The organism is Flavobacterium sp. (assembly GCF_024305175.1).
In the GTDB taxonomy this organism is placed as follows: Bacteria; Bacteroidota; Bacteroidia; order Flavobacteriales; family Flavobacteriaceae; genus Flavobacterium.
In genome coordinates, this window is the sequence record NZ_JAMWYY010000005.1 from 6,031 (window position 1) to 23,177 (window position 17,147).

15 protein-coding genes are annotated in these 17,147 nt (G+C 37.2%); 4 read left to right on the forward strand and 11 right to left on the reverse strand.

Annotated elements, in window-relative coordinates:
* Nucleotides 1–51 precede the first annotated feature (51 nt).
* A complete protein-coding gene (locus Q0K96_RS02085; protein WP_297332352.1) occupies nt 52–429 on the forward strand; it encodes a hypothetical protein in 378 nt (125 codons plus the stop codon).
* Here Q0K96_RS02085 and Q0K96_RS02090 read toward each other — a convergent pair.
* The 3 genes from Q0K96_RS02090 to Q0K96_RS02100 all read right to left on the reverse strand — a co-directional run bounded on the left by Q0K96_RS02090 (nt 426) and on the right by Q0K96_RS02100 (nt 5,728).
* Nucleotides 426–878, reverse strand: a complete 453-nt coding sequence (locus Q0K96_RS02090) for a hypothetical protein (RefSeq protein ID WP_297332353.1) — start codon at nt 876–878, stop codon at nt 426–428. The two genes, Q0K96_RS02085 and Q0K96_RS02090, sit on opposite strands and share 4 nt — an antisense overlap.
* Nucleotides 879–943: 65 nt before the next feature.
* A complete protein-coding gene (locus tag Q0K96_RS02095) occupies nt 944–2,686 on the reverse strand; it encodes a TonB-dependent receptor (RefSeq protein ID WP_297332354.1) in 1,743 nt (580 codons plus the stop codon).
* A gap of 27 nt (nt 2,687–2,713) precedes the next feature.
* Nucleotides 2,714–5,728, reverse strand: coding sequence for a tetratricopeptide repeat protein (locus Q0K96_RS02100; RefSeq protein WP_297332355.1), 3,015 nt, complete (start codon nt 5,726–5,728; stop codon nt 2,714–2,716).
* 176 nt (nt 5,729–5,904) lie between these two features.
* Between Q0K96_RS02100 and Q0K96_RS02105 the strand changes: the two genes are divergently transcribed.
* Nucleotides 5,905–6,588: an ATP-binding cassette domain-containing protein gene (locus tag Q0K96_RS02105; protein ID WP_297332356.1), complete on the forward strand. Its 684-nt coding sequence runs from the start codon at nt 5,905–5,907 to the stop codon at nt 6,586–6,588.
* On the opposite strand, the gene Q0K96_RS02110 is transcribed toward Q0K96_RS02105, so the two are convergent.
* Entirely contained in the window at nt 6,585–7,409 is an 825-nt protein-coding gene (locus tag Q0K96_RS02110) for a 2OG-Fe(II) oxygenase (protein ID WP_297332357.1), read from the reverse strand. The two genes, Q0K96_RS02105 and Q0K96_RS02110, sit on opposite strands and share 4 nt — an antisense overlap.
* A gap of 101 nt (nt 7,410–7,510) precedes the next feature.
* Between Q0K96_RS02110 and Q0K96_RS02115 the strand changes: the two genes are divergently transcribed.
* Nucleotides 7,511–8,389, forward strand: coding sequence for a glycosyltransferase (locus tag Q0K96_RS02115; protein WP_297332358.1), 879 nt, complete (start codon nt 7,511–7,513; stop codon nt 8,387–8,389).
* Here the strand turns inward: Q0K96_RS02115 and Q0K96_RS02120 are convergent.
* The 3 genes from Q0K96_RS02120 to Q0K96_RS02130 are packed head-to-tail and all read right to left on the reverse strand — an operon-like array spanning nt 8,366 to nt 10,675.
* Nucleotides 8,366–9,454 carry a glycosyltransferase gene (locus Q0K96_RS02120; protein WP_297332359.1) on the reverse strand — a complete coding sequence of 363 codons (1,089 nt, stop codon included), beginning with the start codon at nt 9,452–9,454 and terminating at the stop codon, nt 8,366–8,368. The two genes, Q0K96_RS02115 and Q0K96_RS02120, sit on opposite strands and share 24 nt — an antisense overlap.
* Nucleotides 9,451–9,861: an FdtA/QdtA family cupin domain-containing protein gene (locus Q0K96_RS02125; protein ID WP_297332360.1), complete on the reverse strand. Its 411-nt coding sequence runs from the start codon at nt 9,859–9,861 to the stop codon at nt 9,451–9,453. The genes Q0K96_RS02120 and Q0K96_RS02125 overlap by 4 nt, the downstream gene beginning before the upstream one ends.
* Nucleotides 9,851–10,675 carry a glycosyltransferase family A protein gene (locus tag Q0K96_RS02130; protein ID WP_297332361.1) on the reverse strand — a complete coding sequence of 275 codons (825 nt, stop codon included), beginning with the start codon at nt 10,673–10,675 and terminating at the stop codon, nt 9,851–9,853. Before Q0K96_RS02130 ends, Q0K96_RS02125 begins: the two co-directional genes overlap by 11 nt.
* A gap of 47 nt (nt 10,676–10,722) precedes the next feature.
* On the opposite strand from Q0K96_RS02130, the gene Q0K96_RS02135 reads away from it, so the two are divergent.
* The gene (locus Q0K96_RS02135) at nt 10,723–11,865 is read left to right on the forward strand and encodes a glycosyltransferase (protein WP_297332362.1); all 1,143 of its coding nucleotides are present in this window, start codon (nt 10,723–10,725) and stop codon (nt 11,863–11,865) included.
* Between the two features lie 45 nt (nt 11,866–11,910).
* Here Q0K96_RS02135 and Q0K96_RS02140 read toward each other — a convergent pair whose 3' ends face one another.
* The 4 genes from Q0K96_RS02140 to Q0K96_RS02155 form a co-directional block, all read right to left on the reverse strand.
* Nucleotides 11,911–13,839, reverse strand: a complete 1,929-nt coding sequence (locus Q0K96_RS02140; RefSeq protein ID WP_297332363.1) for a S8/S53 family peptidase — start codon at nt 13,837–13,839, stop codon at nt 11,911–11,913.
* Nucleotides 13,840–13,841: 2 nt separating this feature from the next.
* Nucleotides 13,842–14,774, reverse strand: a complete 933-nt coding sequence (locus Q0K96_RS02145) for a hypothetical protein (RefSeq protein WP_297332364.1) — start codon at nt 14,772–14,774, stop codon at nt 13,842–13,844.
* Nucleotides 14,775–14,851: 77 nt separating this feature from the next.
* The gene (locus tag Q0K96_RS02150) at nt 14,852–16,135 is read right to left on the reverse strand and encodes an O-antigen translocase (protein WP_297332365.1); all 1,284 of its coding nucleotides are present in this window, start codon (nt 16,133–16,135) and stop codon (nt 14,852–14,854) included.
* A 6-nt stretch (nt 16,136–16,141) separates the two neighbouring features.
* A complete protein-coding gene (locus Q0K96_RS02155; RefSeq protein ID WP_297332366.1) occupies nt 16,142–17,107 on the reverse strand; it encodes a FemAB family protein in 966 nt (321 codons plus the stop codon).
* Nucleotides 17,108–17,147 lie beyond the last annotated feature (40 nt).

Genomic DNA, 17,147 nt, shown 5'->3' on the forward strand with positions numbered 1-17,147 from the left:
ACAAATTATAATATTAAAAGGATAGTTATCTTTACATCATAAAAATGAATCATGAAGTTAAACATACTTATCATTTTAAAGTTTGTACTACAGATAGGCGGGATAGCTGGTATACTGTTTATTGTAATGCCATTATATGATTCACATCACGAACTAATGAGCGAAAACGAACGGCTGAGAACATTGAACCGTTTTTATGAACAATTAGGGAGACCAGAGTTTAGCGATCCTAAAAATCAACTTGCAATTAGGGAAAATATTGCGATGTATAAATCTCCTAAAAAAGACATTGAAAATGAGATTGATTACTCAGATCGTATCACTACTCTAATTGTGTTTTTAGCTCTTTATTATGGAATAATTAATGGCTTAGACACTAAAATTGAAAATTTGAAAATAACAGCCAACAATAAACAAGAACTCTCTTAAGCAATATCTTCAACAATATATTTTGTTCCGTTAATCTCGAAACTGCCGCCGGCTTCCATTCCCAAAAGTTTAGCTCCTAAAGGCGACTGCGGCGAAAGTGCTATAACCGTAATACCTTCAACAGTTATTTTAGGAAGCGCGAGACTTACAAACAGATACATTCCGTTAGCTTTTACAAGACTGCCTGAAGCTACTTTTTTATGCACGGCATCAGCGTCCAGTTTGCTGAGAACAGCTTTTTGAGAGAGTATCTCTCCCAGCTTGGCATTGAGTTTTTCCTGCTCTAAATGCATCATAGACAGGGCAGTTTCGTGCTTATCGCCCGCCGAGCCTTTGGCATCGTTAGCGGCATCTTCGGTAAGTGCCGCTATCATGTCGCGAAAGGCATCTTCTTTATCCTGAACCTGCTGCCTGTAGTAGGCTATAACTTTTTGTTTTAAGTGCTGCATGGCTGTTAAACAAAAAACCTACAGGCTGTACCTGCAGGTTTTATTACTAATTTTTTACTGTTATACTATAAATTAAATTTGTAAGAGGCACCTACCATAAACTGGAATCCCTGCACAGGATAATTAACCCACCTTTCATAATCCTGGTTCGCTATATTGTTAAGCCTCAGGAAACCCGAAAGCCTTTCATTATACTGATACCCTACATGGGCGTTAAGGTCGAAAAAGCTTTTTAAGGTTATAAATTCAGGTGTATTAATTAATGGGTCGGTTGTGGGTACAAAAACAACATCATTTCTTTCTCCCACAAAAAACAGGTTAGTTCCGGCAGACCATTTTTCGGTGATTTTCACATCAAGGTTGGCTGAAGCCTTTAGCTCCGGAAGGTTCCATGCCTCAACCTGATCTGTATCGTAGCTGAAATAAGAAGCATTTATTCCGGCAGATACTTTATCTGAAAAATCAGCTTTCAGTTCGCCGAAGAAACTTATAGTACGCAACTCGCCATAGAATATACTAAATGAATTGGCATATTCAAAACCTTCATTATCCATAGCTGGATCAAAAGTGCTGTTGCTGTGTACGAAAAAGGCCCTGTCGTCTTCATTCATGTAAGAACCCTTGATGTTATAGGATACGTTACTGGCAAGCTTGCCTTTTAGCCCTACATAAATATCATATTGCTGGTTTGTAGGCGCTAAAGAAAGCATTGGCGAAATAAATGGGTTTTCTGTTGAAAACTGTTCGTATGAGTTTTGCTTTAGTGTACCCTCTGCCCCGGCATAGGCTACTACAATACCTTCCACTACTTTATATGAGGCTTTAACCTGCGGATACACAAAAAACTTATTGTCATTTTCATCATTTGCCTTACCCATACTGTAAAACAATCCTGCACCCAGGCTTACCGAGAAATCATCACGCTGGAAAAGCACACTTGGCTGTGCCCCAAGGTTAAAGTAATTGAACGTACGCTCTTCGATAATTGCTGCGTTATTAAAAGTAGCACCCACATAATCCATTACCAGGTCAAGCTTTATCTTCTCGTCCATCACACTAAGGTCGAAGGCAGGCTTTAGTATAAAACGGTTCTCTGCCGAATCAAAGCCATCCCAAAAACGCTTGTATTGTATAGAAGCATCGCTAAAAAACAGGCTTTCTTCCATAGTAATATCAGCCCCAACGGTTATAGTGTTATAACCCTGTTGCTCATCTATGCCTGCAATAACCTCATCCGAAAATCCATCAGGCAGCCCGTACCAGTTATACACCCGGTTTTCATAACCCAGGTCGGCATTCCAGCTGTAGCGTTTTTGCCTGTTGCCATAAGTAAGATCTATAGCGGTGTTGTAATATTTGTCATCAAGCACCACACCGTCTATACCACCCTGGCTGCTAAGGTGCCTTAACATACCGCCAACATACTGGTTACGGTCTATGTTTTCCGTTATAAATAATTCGGCGTTAACAGTACCATAATTGCCAATACCCAGTGTGGCATAATTATTATACAGCTTGTCACGCTTTTGAGGCTCTACACCCGCTGCCCTGCCCTTTGCAGGGGTAAATGTAGAAGCCACCGGAAAAGAAAAGATATTATATTCTATCTGTTCTTTCTGGGTGTTCTCGTCATCCTCTATAACAGGTGTTTCTTTTACCTTAAAGGCATCCGACACTGTGGGCGTGTATGGCTTTACCACATTTACTACCTCTGTACCTATATTTTCGTTCTTCTTCTGTGCAAAGGCCCCGCCTACGGCACCAAGCATAAGTGTTATGGCTAATGTATATTGAAATCGTATCTTCATGGCTAATTTAGATGGCTTATATTAAAACTAATTCTGGATAGATGAGTTACGTTTGGCCTCTTCGGCTTTAATGGCATCAAGCTCTTTCTGTGCCTCTTCCACTACATCCGGATAATCGGTAAAGTTCTTTATAACACTCTCTAGTATGTAGGTGGCCTGGAAGCTGTCTTTCATACTGTAAAAGTTTTTGGCCATTACAATAAGGCTCTTAGCACCGAAATACTTGTAACCCGAGTAATCTTTAGAAAGTTTTTGTACCGATGCGTTAGAGGCTTCATACTTGCCTTCTTTATTTTTAAAATAAGCGTCATAATAAAGCGCTTCGGCGGCAAGCTCGCCTTTGGCTATAGTTAGCAGTTTGGCATAGGCCGCCTTAGCTTTTTCTTCGTTATTGGTTTTTATGGCAGAACGTGCAATTATAATCTGCGCATCGCTCTTTATCCTGTCTTCAATCTTGTTGTTTGCCATTACCTTATCGGCATAGGCTACCGCATTGGCATAATCCTTCTGCTCATAATAGCTCTTCATGAGGTTGCTTTGCGCAAAGGTTACGTTCTGCGGAAACTCAGCCTCGGTTTCAAGCCTTTTCAGCACCGGTATTGCCTTTGCATAATCGTTTGCCTTAAGGTGTATCTGCGATAGCCTTGCCAGCGCCTGCTCTGTATATTCGCTCCTTGATTTGGATATTACATATTCATAATGCTCTACAGCGTTCTTCTCAAGCCCATCGGCAAAATATGCCTGTGCCAGGTAGAAGTGTGCTTTAAGTGCCGATATACCGTTAGGGAACTTCGCCAGATAACTGTTTAGTGACGATATAGCCTGCTTTAAGTTGTTTTGCAGGTATTGTTTTTCGGCTGCTTCAAAAGCGGTATTATCAAGGTCAGAATCGCTTACATCAACAAAATCGAGTGTTTTTACCCAAGCCGCATATTCATCAGTACGTCCGCTGTCTACATAAATAAGCCTTGCGGTAGATACCGCCTCCATAGCCTCAGGTGTATTAGGGAATTCGGCAACTACTTTTTTAAACTTATCGAGTGCTTTGGCATCCTGCTCGGCATTATAATAAATAAGGGCCTGCCTCATTATTGCCTTGCTTACATAAGAGCTGCCTTTATAATCGGCAATAAGCCTGTCATACGTTTGTAATGCTTTGGTAGTATTATTTTCGGCAACATAGGTATTACCCAGTTCGTACAACGCATCGTCCGCAAATTTAGATTTTGGGTATGATTGTATGAATTTGGTAAGATCTTCTATCTTCTTCTCATTCCTGTCAACAAAGCCGTAGCTTATCGCCTTTTGGTACAGGGCATAATCGGCATCAATGCCTTTCATCTCTATAGCTTTGTTATAAGCCTCCATTGCAGGCCAGTATTTAGCCGAAACGAAATGGCTGTCGCCCAGGCGCAGATAAGCATCATTTAGCCTTGTGTTGTCGTTCTTGGCTGTATCTATATACGACTGGAAGAACTGTGCAGCCTGCTCATACTCTTTCAGCTTAAAATAAGTATAGGCTATGTTGTAATTGATGTTTTTATATTCGGGTGTGGTTTTACCCTCGCTATACTGCTGGAACTGCTTAAAGCTAAGCAGTGCTTCGCTAAATTGGTCTAAAACATATTCTGTTTCACCTTTCCAAAACGTTGCACGGGCGGTAAAGCGGGCATCGCGCTGCTCTGCTATAGATTTCTTGAATAAAGCAAGCGCCTGCTGATAATTGCCATCTGTATAAAGCTCCATACCCCTGTAAAAAGCTACCTTCTGGTAAGCAAGCCTGTTTTCGGACGATTTGTTTTTCTCGAGTAGTGAAAGAGCCTCCGTATAATTCTTAGAGGTGATATAAGAACTAATGAGCAAATTCTGTATCTCCTGCTTAAACGGTGTTTGCGGGTACTTTGTAAGGAATGCGTTAAGTACTTCGGGCACGCTTTGGTAAGGGTTACCTATTTCATAACTCAGCTTGGCATAGTTAAGGTAAGCATCCTCCTGGATTTTAGCATCAAAATCCATTTCAGATGCATTCTTAAATGCGTTTAGCGCTTCCTGTTTTTTGCCGGTTTTTAAATAGCTTTCACCCAAATGGTAATAGGCATTTTGTGCCACACCATCGTTACCGCCCACTATTTTATTGAATTCCGCTATAGCGTTTTCATAATCGCCCTGCTTGTAATAGGCATAGCCCAACTGGTAAAAGTCGGTATTGTTCCAACGGCCTTTTTTACCTTTATATTCTTTAAGGTATGGTATGGCCTTATCATATTGTTTCAGGTTAAAGTAGCTTTCGCCGATAATCTTGTTTAATTCGCTGCGCTCCTGTGCGCTGCTTTTTGCCAGCTGCGGCTCGCCAAGTTCTATCGCTTTCTGGAAGTTACCCAGTTTAAAGTTCATATCCGCCTGAAAATAGGACATTTTTTCTTTGTACCTGTCCTGGTCTTCCACCTGCTCAAAATACTGTGTAGCTTCTTTGTAGTTATCACCTTCATAAGCAATATAGCCCAAGTAATATTTTGCCTGAGAGCCATATTCTTTGCTGTTAACCACTTTATTAAGATACTTTTCAGCCTGCTTTTTGTCGCCTGCGCTAAAGTAGCTGTACCCTTTCTGGAAGTTATAGCGTTCCCTGTCGGCATTGCTCATGGTGCTTTCCTCTACCCTGTCATACCACTTTAAAGCCTGTGCATATTGCCCCTGCCCAAAGTAGTAGCTTGCCACCTCAACATAAGCCTGGTTTTGCTTAGGGCTTGTGGGGTAGTCTTCCACAAAATCTTCCATAAGCACATCGGCATTCATCTGGTTAAGGCGTATGGCACAATTGGCTATGTAATAAGCACAGTCTGCCTGTACCTCTGTATCGGCCGACTCTTTTTGTGCTTTTTCAAAAAGTATCTGTGCAGCCTGATATTGTTGCTGGTTATAAAGGTCTACGCCTTTTTCAAATTCCTGAAGTTCGTGTGTGTAAATGGTAGATTGCTGTGCCGAGAGGCTCATGCCTATAAGCGGCACCGCAAAAAGAAGCAGCCTGTTTATCTTGCGCATATTTCTTGTTTTGTTAGGATAGCCAAATATATCAATTCTTAATGGTATTTAACGGATGTTTTGTGGCTTTTAGTATGATTTTAGCAATAGCTGCCACCTAAAAAATGCTTTAAAATAAAATTTTGAATACAGCCGCATACTTAGTATTTTTACCAAACTTAAAAAACCTATACCTTATGTACCAACCTGTATTAAAACTTGATGACGTTACCATTTACCAGGGTAATAATGCCGTGCTTACCAACATAAACCTTGAGGTAAACCCGGGTGAGTTTTTATACATAATTGGTAAAACGGGCACAGGTAAAAGCAGCTTTATGAAAACCCTGTATGGCGACCTTCAGCTTAAATCAGGTAAAGGCACTTTTGTAGATTATGACCTTGCCAAGCTGCGCGATAAGCACATACCCTACCTGCGCAGGAAAATTGGCATTGTTTTCCAGGATTTTAAATTGTTACCGGACAGGTCGGTTTACGATAACCTGCTGTTTGTGCTTAAAGCAACAGGGTGGAGCGAAAAGCGCGAAATGGATGTTAAGATAAATGAGGTGCTTGACAAGGTTGGTATGAAGAATGCCGTGCATAAAATGCCGCACCAAATATCAGGCGGCGAGCAGCAGCGTGTAGCCATAGCCCGTGCCCTGCTTAACGACCCTGAGGTTATACTTGCCGATGAGCCTACCGGAAACCTTGACCCGCAAACCAGTGTAGAGGTAATGCAACTGCTTAAAGAAATTAACCAGAACGGCAAAACTATAATCATGGCAACCCATGATTATGCATTGCTGATGAAATTTCCCAGTAAGACCCTTAAATGCGACAGCGGCTCTCTTTTTGAAGTGGTGCAGAAAACGGTTTAATCGTTTTTATCCTTTTTATATACATGGGGGTTTTCTACAATTCCCTTTGTAAATATTTTCCTGATGCCCATGCGCAGCCATGCATCAGCCCGGAGTATTTTATCTGTTAGCTTATTTTCGGGCCTGCCCCTGAATGATGTTACATGAAAGGTATCATCATCATGCACCGGGTTATGCGAAAAGTAATAATTAGACACACAGCACCTGTAGCCATTATGTGTAACAGGAGACACCGAATGTAATGACCTGTTGTGCGTTGCCATAACAGCAAGACGGTTAAATTTGCTGTGTATAGTTATTTGAGGGTTTTTCAAACCATCAGGCCATAGCTCCAGGTTACCGCCATAAGACTCTTCCCAATCAGGGGTAACATAATACAGCAGGTTTAATATACGCCACAGCTTTCGGTCTTTATCGTGTGAGTTATCAAGGTGCGGATTTAAAAACTGTTTGTACCCCATCATAGATATACCGCCGGCATACAGGTTTTCATCCGGTATAGCACCTTTAAGCCCGCAAATTTCGGCTACAAGGTCAACTATTTCCGCATCTTGAAAAGCATAGATTATCTCTTCGAGCAGCGGGTTGTATAAATTCATCTGCGCCGCAACATATTTATCTTCGCGTATGGATTTTTTCAGTACCATATCTTTAGCTTCAGGAAACGCATTATATACCTCTAAAGCAAGTTCTTCAGGCAACAGGTTATCTAGATAAAAATACCCTATACCGGCCTTACTGTATTCATATTGCTGCTTAAGCGTTTGTTTATGCTCTAAAATATTTTGGTATATAATTGCTGAATAATCCTGCCTTTTCATAAAATGAAAATATATGTTTTGCCAAAGATAACGGATAGCTGTGTATTTTTAAACAGTTAAGGCTTTAGTTTTATTACTTTTGCAGGGTATAAAACCCACGGATGCTCTCTGTACTGATACCCACATATAACTATAACATAGTAACGCTTGTAAAGCAGGTAAAGCAGCAATGTGATGCATTGGGTATTTTATATGAAATTATTGCCGCAGATGACTTTTCTGACAAAGAATACACATTAGATAACAGGGTAATAAACAGTCTGACAAACTGTAGGCTGATTGAAAACAGCAGTAATATGGGGCGGACGTACACCCGTCGTTTGCTTGCTGAAACCACTCAATATGATATGTTGCTTTTTCTTGATGCAGATGTACTACCGGTTAAAGAAACTTTCATAAAAGATTACCTTCCCTACATTACTGATAAAGCACTTGCTGTTTTCGGCGGCTACAGCTACACACCCGAACCACCTGAAAAAAACAGGATTTTACGCTATAAGTATGGCCGATGCCGCGAAGAAAAACCGGTTGACATAAGAAAGCAAAATCCGTATGGATTTGTTTTTTCAGGTAACATATTACTGCGCAAAGATGTTTTCATGGAAAATAACTTTAACGGCGAAGGCAAATTTTACGGGCTAGATGTATGGTTCAGCTACAGCCTTTTCAGGTCGGGAGTTCCGGTTATACAAATTCATAACCCAATCTACCATTTAGGAATAGAAGAAAATGAGGTTTTCTTTAAAAAAGCGCTCGACTCTGTTGCCACAAAAAAGCAACTGATGGAAAGCTTCCCTGAAATTGGAATGGTAAACCCATTGATGAAAAGCTACAGGCTACTGAAAAAATACAGGTTAACGGCAATTATTAAAGCAGGTTTTAAACTCACTGAGCCATTAATGCGGAAGATGATACTTAAAAATAATCCGAGCCTTTTTGTACTCGATATTTACCGTTTAGGTTACCTCTGTTCGCTTTAAAAACTTAAACAGCCTGTCCCATTGTTCCATAACAGGCACTATGGCATAACGCTGTGACATGACTATGGCTCCTTTTCCAAGCTCTGTTCTTAAAGACTGATCTTTTATAAGCATACACACCGCATCAGCAAAAGCTTTTATATCGCCATCAGGAATTAGTAAGCCATCCTTATTGTTGGTAATAATTTCCCCGGGGCCAACAGGACAGTCAAAGGCTACTGTAGGAACACCAAAGGCTGCGGCCTCTATTATAACAAGTCCAAACCCTTCGTAGCGGGAAGGTAACAGGTTAATTGCAGCATCGGCATAAGCAATAGCAACATCCTGTACAGTTTTTTTAAAAATAATCCTGTCAAGGCTCAATGCGGCGGCCATAGCTTTGATATCATAATCAGGGTTATCCTCTCCATAAATTTCAATTATCCAGTCAGGGTGTCTCGCCGAAATAATTTTCCAGGCTTCAAATAACCTGTCAAATCCTTTCTGGTAATTATGCCTGCTAAGTACCACAAGTTTTTTTGCTGATAATGAAGACTCTTCATCTGCGTTTATCCATAAAGGATTTGGGATAACATAAACGTTAAGTACGCTTAATTCTGCCGCTCCACATTTGGTTAAGGATACTACAGCATCAAATTTGCGAATTAGCCTGGCTGCAATTTTGTAACCTATTCGGGCTATTCCTTTGTTCTCATTTTCAACATTATATTGTGTAGTGTGGCTTTCGTAAACCAACGGTATATCCTTTACTATCAGAGGGAGCAAAAAACTTTTTATACCATTATCGCACATTACAACTACATCGGGCTTTTCTGTAGCTGCAAATTGCTGAATTAGCTTTTTATAAGAGAAAAAGTAAAACAACAGAGACCGTTTAGGATTAATAGTAATGGTATTAACTTTTGGACTTAAAGGATATTCAATCTTACTATTGCCAAACTGGTTGGTAGCAAGAATGGTAACATCATAACCGTAATGCTCTGCTAAGTAACTCGCCTTTACAGACAGAACACGCTGAATGCCCCCTACCCCTGCTATTTTATTTGTGATGTAAAGCAGTTTCATAGTTTTGACTGCCTGAACTCCTCAAAATCCCTGATATAGTCTTCTTCATTAAAAACATCAGAAGCTATGACAAGGCAAACAGCACCTGATGAAAAATCTTTAAGTTCACGCCATATACCCGTCGGGATAAGTAAGCCTCTGTCGGGTCTGTTGAGCATAAAAGTTTTCTCTTCTTTACCATCATTAACGATAACCTCAAAGCTACCACTAAGCGCTATTAAAAATTCGAGCTGCTCAATATGAGAATGCCCTCCGCGTTCGGCACCGGCAGGTATATCATATAAATAATATACCCTCTTAATATCGAATGGAACTATATCGCCTTCTATAACTGACAGGTTGCCACGGCGGTCTTCTATTTTAGGAAGCTGCATGATATTGCAACTCTCTACTTTATTATTTTTCATACTTCAAAAAATCTGCCCTGCCTTTTTTAGCGGCAGTAATTGCAGGTAAAACCTGGTTTAATCTTATTTTATGTTGCTTTAATTCGTACATAATTTTGCGCAGAACCCAATAGATATAATTGTACCTAAACAATTTAGAAAAGAAAGCCCCTTGTATATAGTATTTATCTTTAACCGCTACTTTTGTATGTGTACTTAAATGAGGATGCACAACAATTGTTTTGGGATAGCTGTAGATATCAATTTTTTTCTGCATAAGGCAACTTAGAAATATAGCTTCTTCTCCCATACCGAATTGCGCGCCTAAACCAAAACGCTCGTCAAACCTACATCCTGTACTTTTTACAATTTGGAGATTTACAGCTATTTCTACAGACATTACATTCAGGCAATCTTTTATATTGATTATCTTTTTTTTAAACTTGGGATATTTTTTAAAAGGACTGCCATTTTCATTCTCTGTTCTGAAGCTAATTAATCCGGCGTTTGGGATTTCATTGAACGCAAGAAGTATATTATCACTAAAATTTTCTTTAAATATTATATCATCATCTGTAAAAATACAAATTTTACCATTTGCATTTTTTAGTGCAAAGTTCCTGCTCTTTGAAAGTCCCTTTTCAAATACGTTAAAAACACGTATGTTATTATGCTGTATATGAAGTTTATTTTCTCCTGTAGTTTGGTTGACTATTAGTAATTTGTACTCCTGATAATCCATAAACGGAAACATGGATTTTAGAAAGACGTCATCCTGCCTGTCCATTGTGGCTATAAGAATTTCAATATCTTCTTTTGTGTACTCTCCCGCCAAAATGTTTTTATATTTACACAAATATAAAAGATTTAGCAGTACAGTTAATGAAAATACTTTTAATAGGCGAGTACAGCAGATTACACAACTCCCTTAAAGAGGGGCTAATAAAGCTTGGGCATGAAGTATATATACTTGGTACAGGTGATGGTTTTAAAAACTACAGTATTGATTTTGATATATCGCCCCGGTTTACTAACAAAAACAAATTCTTTAAAAAAAGCATAAATGTTTTAAAAAAGTTTACAGGAATTGACTTACATAAGGTTGAAACAGCAATACATTTTAAGCGCCTCATACCACAATTAAAAGGTTTTGACCACATACAGCTTATTAATTCTGACGCGCTGCAAACTTATCCCGCTTACCAGATTAAATTTTACAATAAGCTTTTACAAAATAATAGACAGATAAGCCTGTTGATATGCGGTGATGAAACACCTATTGTAGATTATAACCTTAGTGGTAAATTAAAATATTCGGTATTATCACCTTACCTTGAGGACAAAAGCCTTGGAAAGTATTTTCAATATTCCCTTAAATATGCTACTGAAAGCTACAGGAGGCTTTTTGAATATGTTTCGCAACTAAGCAATGTGCTTATAACATCCGATCTTGATTATGAGCTACCCATGCGTAAAATGGGATTTACAACTACATTTATACCCAACCCAATAAATACTGATAAGCTCAATTATATTGAAACCGTTATTAATGAAAAAATTATAATCTTTTTAGGCATAAACAGGCTTAGTTACTTAAAAAAAGGTATTGCATATTTTGAAGAAGCCCTAAAGATAATAAGTACAAAATATGCCGATAAAGTAGAGATAATTGTTACTGAAAATATTCCGTATGCAGAATACATAAAACTATATGACAGCGCCCATATATTACTGGATCAGGTGTATGGTTATGACCAGGGATATAATGCACTGGAAGCAATGGCAAAAGGTAAGGTTGTATTTACAGGAGCAGAGACTGAATTTACAGAACACTACAACTTAAAAGAAACGGTTGCAATTAATGCAGTGCCTGATGCAAAACAAATTGTTTATCAACTTTCTTACCTGATAGAAAACCCAAAAAAGATTATAGAAATTAGTAAAAATGCCCGCAGTTTTATTGAAAGGGAGCACGGTTACATTAAAATAGCAGAACAGTATTTAAAGGCATGGGGATTAAAATAGAACAGCCAGCATGAGCCGGCTGTTAGGATGATTAAAATAGCATAATTACTGCTTTATAAACTTAATTGTTTCTAAATAGTTATTTCCGGATAATTTCACAATATACATTCCTGAAGCTAAATCAGGTATAGCAACTGTAAAGTTACCCAGTTTACCTTTGTCAGCAAATACTCTTTTACCATACAAATCATAAACTTCAATTGAAACGTTTCCGGTAGCATCTCCGGCTAAGCTTATTTCAAATGTTCCGTTGTTGGGGTTAGGGTATAATTTAGTTTTTGTATTTGTTGCAGAAACTTTATCAATAGAGGATGACTTTTCAGCAAAACCTGCCGGCCTGCCACTACCTACACATACCTGAACAGCAGAATCAATTTTCAAATCAACATAACCATCTGCGTTAGGTTTTAAATCTGTATTAGTCAAAACTTCAATTTCATTTTTAGCAGTAAAATCTGCTGTACATTTATCCCTGAAGGTTTGATTAGAGATTGTAAGTTTATTATTGATATGAGCCAGGTTAAAATCAAACCTGTAAAAATCCTGACCATCAATCAAAGCATTACCGGTATCTGACTTCATTTCATAAGTAAACTCAACAGCATCACCTGTTTCCAGTTTACCTGAACCTGATTCTCCTGCAAATGGTTCATTTCCTTGTATACTTTCAAGATTCATAGAAGTTAATTGTAATATATCTTCAACTTCATCAGCTAATAAGCATTCATTTATTGAAAACATTAGTCCAACTGTACCTGCAACATGAGGCGCTGCAGCTGAAGTGCCTCCCGCTTCTTGATATTCGCCTACATTTTCTTCGACCCAAATACCATATCTAAAAATTCTATATCCAGGTGCACAAATATCAACTAGGTCGTTAGTAGTATGAGCATACTCAAGCCCTAAAGGTCCATTCCCTTGATAATCTGTGACAACATTCGGTGATATCATATCTTTAACAAATCTCGAGATTTCTCCATAATTATTCCAATCCCAATATTCTACCTCTTCGCTCCAGTCATTTTTATGGTTAACACTAAGAACAGAAATGACGTGATCGTAAGAAGCAGGTACTGCATAACACACACCACCGGGATACGTATATGAATTATAATTACCGGCACCAGCTACAATTACAACATTTTTATTATGAACTTCATTAATTATACTATTAGAAGTTTGTGGAGCTTGATTAGCAGCACTAAAAATCCAACTAACATTAATAACCTTTGCTCCTGCATACGCTAATTCTAACAAACCGTCTAATCCAGCCTTAGTTATTAATACTCCGCAGTCGGGGCAAACACCTGTAATTCCGTAATTATTATCTCCTTGAGCTGCAGCGATGCCTGTTACAGTTGTTCCATGTGTAGTATTTATGTCGTTATAATCATATGGATAATTTTGATATGGAGAAGGTGTAAGTATAACGGATTTATCTTTCAAGTCATCATCATTAATGTTAACTTTTCCTACTTCGGATATACCTATTAAAACATCATTACTGCCTTTTGTGTAAAACCATGCAAATGGTGCTCCAATATAATCTAGATTAGATAAGTGAGCAACACCATTATTTGCGTATGGGCTACTCGATCCATAATCATTAGTATAAACTTCAGATACTGATTCAATAGTTAAATCAGTTATATCCTCTGCCCATAAATATAGATTTGGAAAACTTTTAATGATATCACTAATGAGAGATTTATTATAGCTGCTAACTTGAAAAATACTTAAATTATCCTCTCTTCTGGATGAAGGAAAAGCCTGAGAAAATTCTATGACTTTATAATTTGAAAAAAAAGATTTCTCTTCAAGATTTGTACCTTTGTAAATTAATAGATTCCCTTCAGATTTAAATTTTGGAGCTTCAGAATAATGAGATAGCTGCACGTAAAAACTATATATTTTATTTTGGCTATACCCTGCTATACAGAATAAGCCAAAAATAATTATAAGTATACTTCTCATAATTATTGTTTTTTAATTTGACTCTTAAGCTCCTGAACCTGTTTGTTAAGCTCAATAGTATAAAGTGTAAGCTCTTCAATTTTTTGCAGTAAAAGCTTATTCATTTCTCCAAGCTCTATACCTTTTTCTTCAACTTCTGCTGCTGAAGGTATATCAATTAAATGTCCTTTCTCTACTATATGCTTTTCAACCTCTTCAAGTGTTGGCAGTTTATAATCTTCTTCAAATACATAGTCTGCCCATGTAGTATATACTTTAACACGATGTGCTCTTATATTACCATTTACAGATAGTCTGTATGTATCTGTACCATCTGAAAATGAAGTTGTACCTATACCTAGAAATGAATTTTCTTTTGGCAAAGTTACTTGTACTAAGTTATTTCCGTCATCTGTAATACTAAAGTTAGTTTGCTGGCTACCATCATACAGTGTCATATAAGAACTACCATTTACGTTAGCCCAAAATCTATATCTTGATTTATACGATTGATCCTGAACAGTAAAAAAAACAGCAGCAGGATTTAAATTAGAAGGAGGATATTCATAAAAACCAAAAGTACGTGCATTTGAGGTGGCATTTAGTAATGACCCAGCAGAAATAACTCTACACATATTACTCATTTCATCCCATGAATTAAAATTTTGCGTTTGAAGAGGGTTTGAAAAAGCAGTTGTAAAAATACCGCGTGTACTTTTTATATTTCCATTTACATCTAACATTTCAGATGGTGAGGTAGTATTAACTCCTACTAAACCTGTTGTGCCGTTAATAAACATCCCCCCAGCTGAAGAGGGCTGAAAATAAAGATAGTTCCCAGCAAGTCTGACCGTCCTGTTGGAATTTAGAGTACCGTTACCAGTGTAAATTGTAGTTTGTGCAGTAATTGCAAAAGCAGAGCCAAGCAGCATAGCTGCAAAGAGAAATTTTTTCATGTTTAATAATTTTAATTAGACTTCTCCAAAAGTAACAAATACATTTATAACACCTAATTAATGAAAGATTTTTTATGTTATTCTTTTGTAAATATTTTTTTTCTGAAGACAGCAACAAGTACAATTAAATATATAAAATACGTAACTGCATGGCCCATCACTGCACCTTCAGATCCATATTGGCTTATTAGGTGTGTACTCGAAAAGTAGAGTATTCCGAGTGAGAACAATTCAGCAAGTATAAATTGCCTTGTCATTTTTTTGGCAAAAAATTCATAACCAAGAATTAGTGAACATGCTTTAAAAAAATCTCCCAAAAGTTGCCACGAAAATAATTTTCCCATAGGTAGGAAATCGCCGTTAAAAAGTACTAGAATTATAAAGTGCCTTAATAAATAAATCATCAACAAGCCGAACGCAAATACCGGAATTATAGTGGTATAATAACTTTTAAAAACAGCGTTGGTTTCCTTATCAGTATTTGATGATGAAAGTTTTGGAAAAAAATATACTGTCAGCAATGTTGAAACAAACATGAAATAGAAGAATGAAATTCTATTGACAGCTTCCCAAAGCCCTGCTTCTTCACTGCTGTAATCAAACATAATCTGTGTTCGTATGGATATTATTACCAAAGGTGATATTAACGCCGTAACCAAACTCATTGCACTATAAGATAAAAGTCCTCTAAATACAGGCTTACTGAAATTCGATAACTTTAGATACTTCATTCCCCCTGTTTTTTTAGTTAATAGGTAAAAGGTTAGGAAAAAAAGTAATGACGGTGAAACTAAAAGACCTAAAAGGGCACCGGAGATAGCGAATTGCCATATTAAAAAACCTGAAATTATGACACCTGCCATATTTCCTGCTACGTTTATTTTTATAACATCTTTATAACGGCTCATGCCGTTTAGTACTCCAATAAAAACCAGATTACCTGCATACATAGGCAATGCAAATGCCATTACACGAAAAATCCAGACACAATTACTATTATTACCAAAAAAAACTTTGTTTAGTTCTGCTGCAAATAGTAAAATTAAAATACCTACTAATAAAACTGCTGCCAGCACTGAAAAAAATACTGTTGATATTACTTTGTATTGCTCAGTTTTATTTTTTTGATTTTCCGCAATGTATTTTATTATCCCATTTTCGAAACCAAGCATGCTGAATACTTCTGCCTGCCTGATAAAATTCCTGAAATTACCTACCAGTGCCAAACCCGAAGGGCCAATAAAAATTGCAATTATTTTTGAAGAAATAAGTCCGCCTGCTATTTTAACCAATACACTTAAAGCATTTAATGACGAAACTTTAAATACCGGGTTAGCAGTTATAGACTTTATAAATTTCAATTGAATCTATATTAAAACGTTATCAAGCAGCTTATACGAATCTGTTGTTACACTGTAAAAATCTTGGGGAAATATAGAGCAGCCAAGTTCTTCTTTCTGCTTTAGTAACCCGCTGTTATAACTTTCTCCATCATTTACAGTACCCATATCAAAAGCGTTTTTTTTGTCAGAAAAATACTTTATAAGAGTGATAAATAAATAATCTAGAGCTCTCAGTTTTTCTCCGGTTTCTGTTGTAGCACCATATTGAGATTTCACAACATTATCGGTTATAAACAATGTTATACCTGCCATAATACTATTTTCATGATATATATTATACTGAATAATATTTTCAGGAAATCTTCTATGCAACAGTTTAATTTCTTCAAGTGTATGTACAGGTTTAACATCATAACGAGATTTAAGCCTTGGAATGAGAACTTTATTCCAAAACACATCAAAATTATTATCAGCCTCAATTCTAAAACCTGATGTTGCAAGCCTCTTGAAGTGCTTAATTTTACTTTTAGATATTATATATTCTTTGGTGTAATCAATTGCAAGATTCATTAATCTTTTTTCAAATCTTGCATCATTATAATTCAGCAGAAGTTCACTCTCAAAACTTGGTGTTTTATGATATATCGATGGAATACTTTTTATATAAATTAATCTAATTTGATTTTCCTGTAAAAATTTAAGAAGTAATGCATAGAGATATTTAACTTTTTCATATCCGTAGTTTTTCGTCAATACTATACCCCCATACGTTAACCCTTGGTGAGAATATACAACACCCCCTACCCTGTTGGCGGGTAAAACGGCGACAAGTTTGTTCTTTTCAAACACAAGCAAGGAGAAATCAGTAAATCTGTCGCTGTGATACTCCATATAATCACGGTGGAATAAAAAAGTCCCATTCTTGGAGTTGGCCACAAAATCATTCCATTGCGTATAATATGTCGGGGTGTATTGCGCTATGCTATACATTAAGCTTTGGTTTAAGATGTAAAAATATACCTTTTCTTTT

Coding starts and splice junctions, on each gene's coding strand:
- Q0K96_RS02115 (WP_297332358.1), top strand. CDS start 7,511: ATGCTCTCTGTACTGATACCCACATATAACTATAACATAGTAACGCTT.
- Q0K96_RS02105 (WP_297332356.1), top strand. CDS start 5,905: ATGTACCAACCTGTATTAAAACTTGATGACGTTACCATTTACCAGGGT.
- Q0K96_RS02125 (WP_297332360.1), bottom strand. CDS start 9,861: ATGAAAAATAATAAAGTAGAGAGTTGCAATATCATGCAGCTTCCTAAA.
- Q0K96_RS02145 (WP_297332364.1), bottom strand. CDS start 14,774: ATGAAAAAATTTCTCTTTGCAGCTATGCTGCTTGGCTCTGCTTTTGCA.
- Q0K96_RS02095 (WP_297332354.1), bottom strand. CDS start 2,686: ATGAAGATACGATTTCAATATACATTAGCCATAACACTTATGCTTGGT.
- Q0K96_RS02135 (WP_297332362.1), top strand. CDS start 10,723: ATGAAAATACTTTTAATAGGCGAGTACAGCAGATTACACAACTCCCTT.
- Q0K96_RS02090 (WP_297332353.1), bottom strand. CDS start 878: ATGCAGCACTTAAAACAAAAAGTTATAGCCTACTACAGGCAGCAGGTT.
- Q0K96_RS02140 (WP_297332363.1), bottom strand. CDS start 13,839: ATGAGAAGTATACTTATAATTATTTTTGGCTTATTCTGTATAGCAGGG.
- Q0K96_RS02100 (WP_297332355.1), bottom strand. CDS start 5,728: ATGCGCAAGATAAACAGGCTGCTTCTTTTTGCGGTGCCGCTTATAGGC.
- Q0K96_RS02120 (WP_297332359.1), bottom strand. CDS start 9,454: ATGAAACTGCTTTACATCACAAATAAAATAGCAGGGGTAGGGGGCATT.
- Q0K96_RS02085 (WP_297332352.1), top strand. CDS start 52: ATGAAGTTAAACATACTTATCATTTTAAAGTTTGTACTACAGATAGGC.
- Q0K96_RS02155 (WP_297332366.1), bottom strand. CDS start 17,107: ATGTATAGCATAGCGCAATACACCCCGACATATTATACGCAATGGAAT.
- Q0K96_RS02110 (WP_297332357.1), bottom strand. CDS start 7,409: ATGAAAAGGCAGGATTATTCAGCAATTATATACCAAAATATTTTAGAG.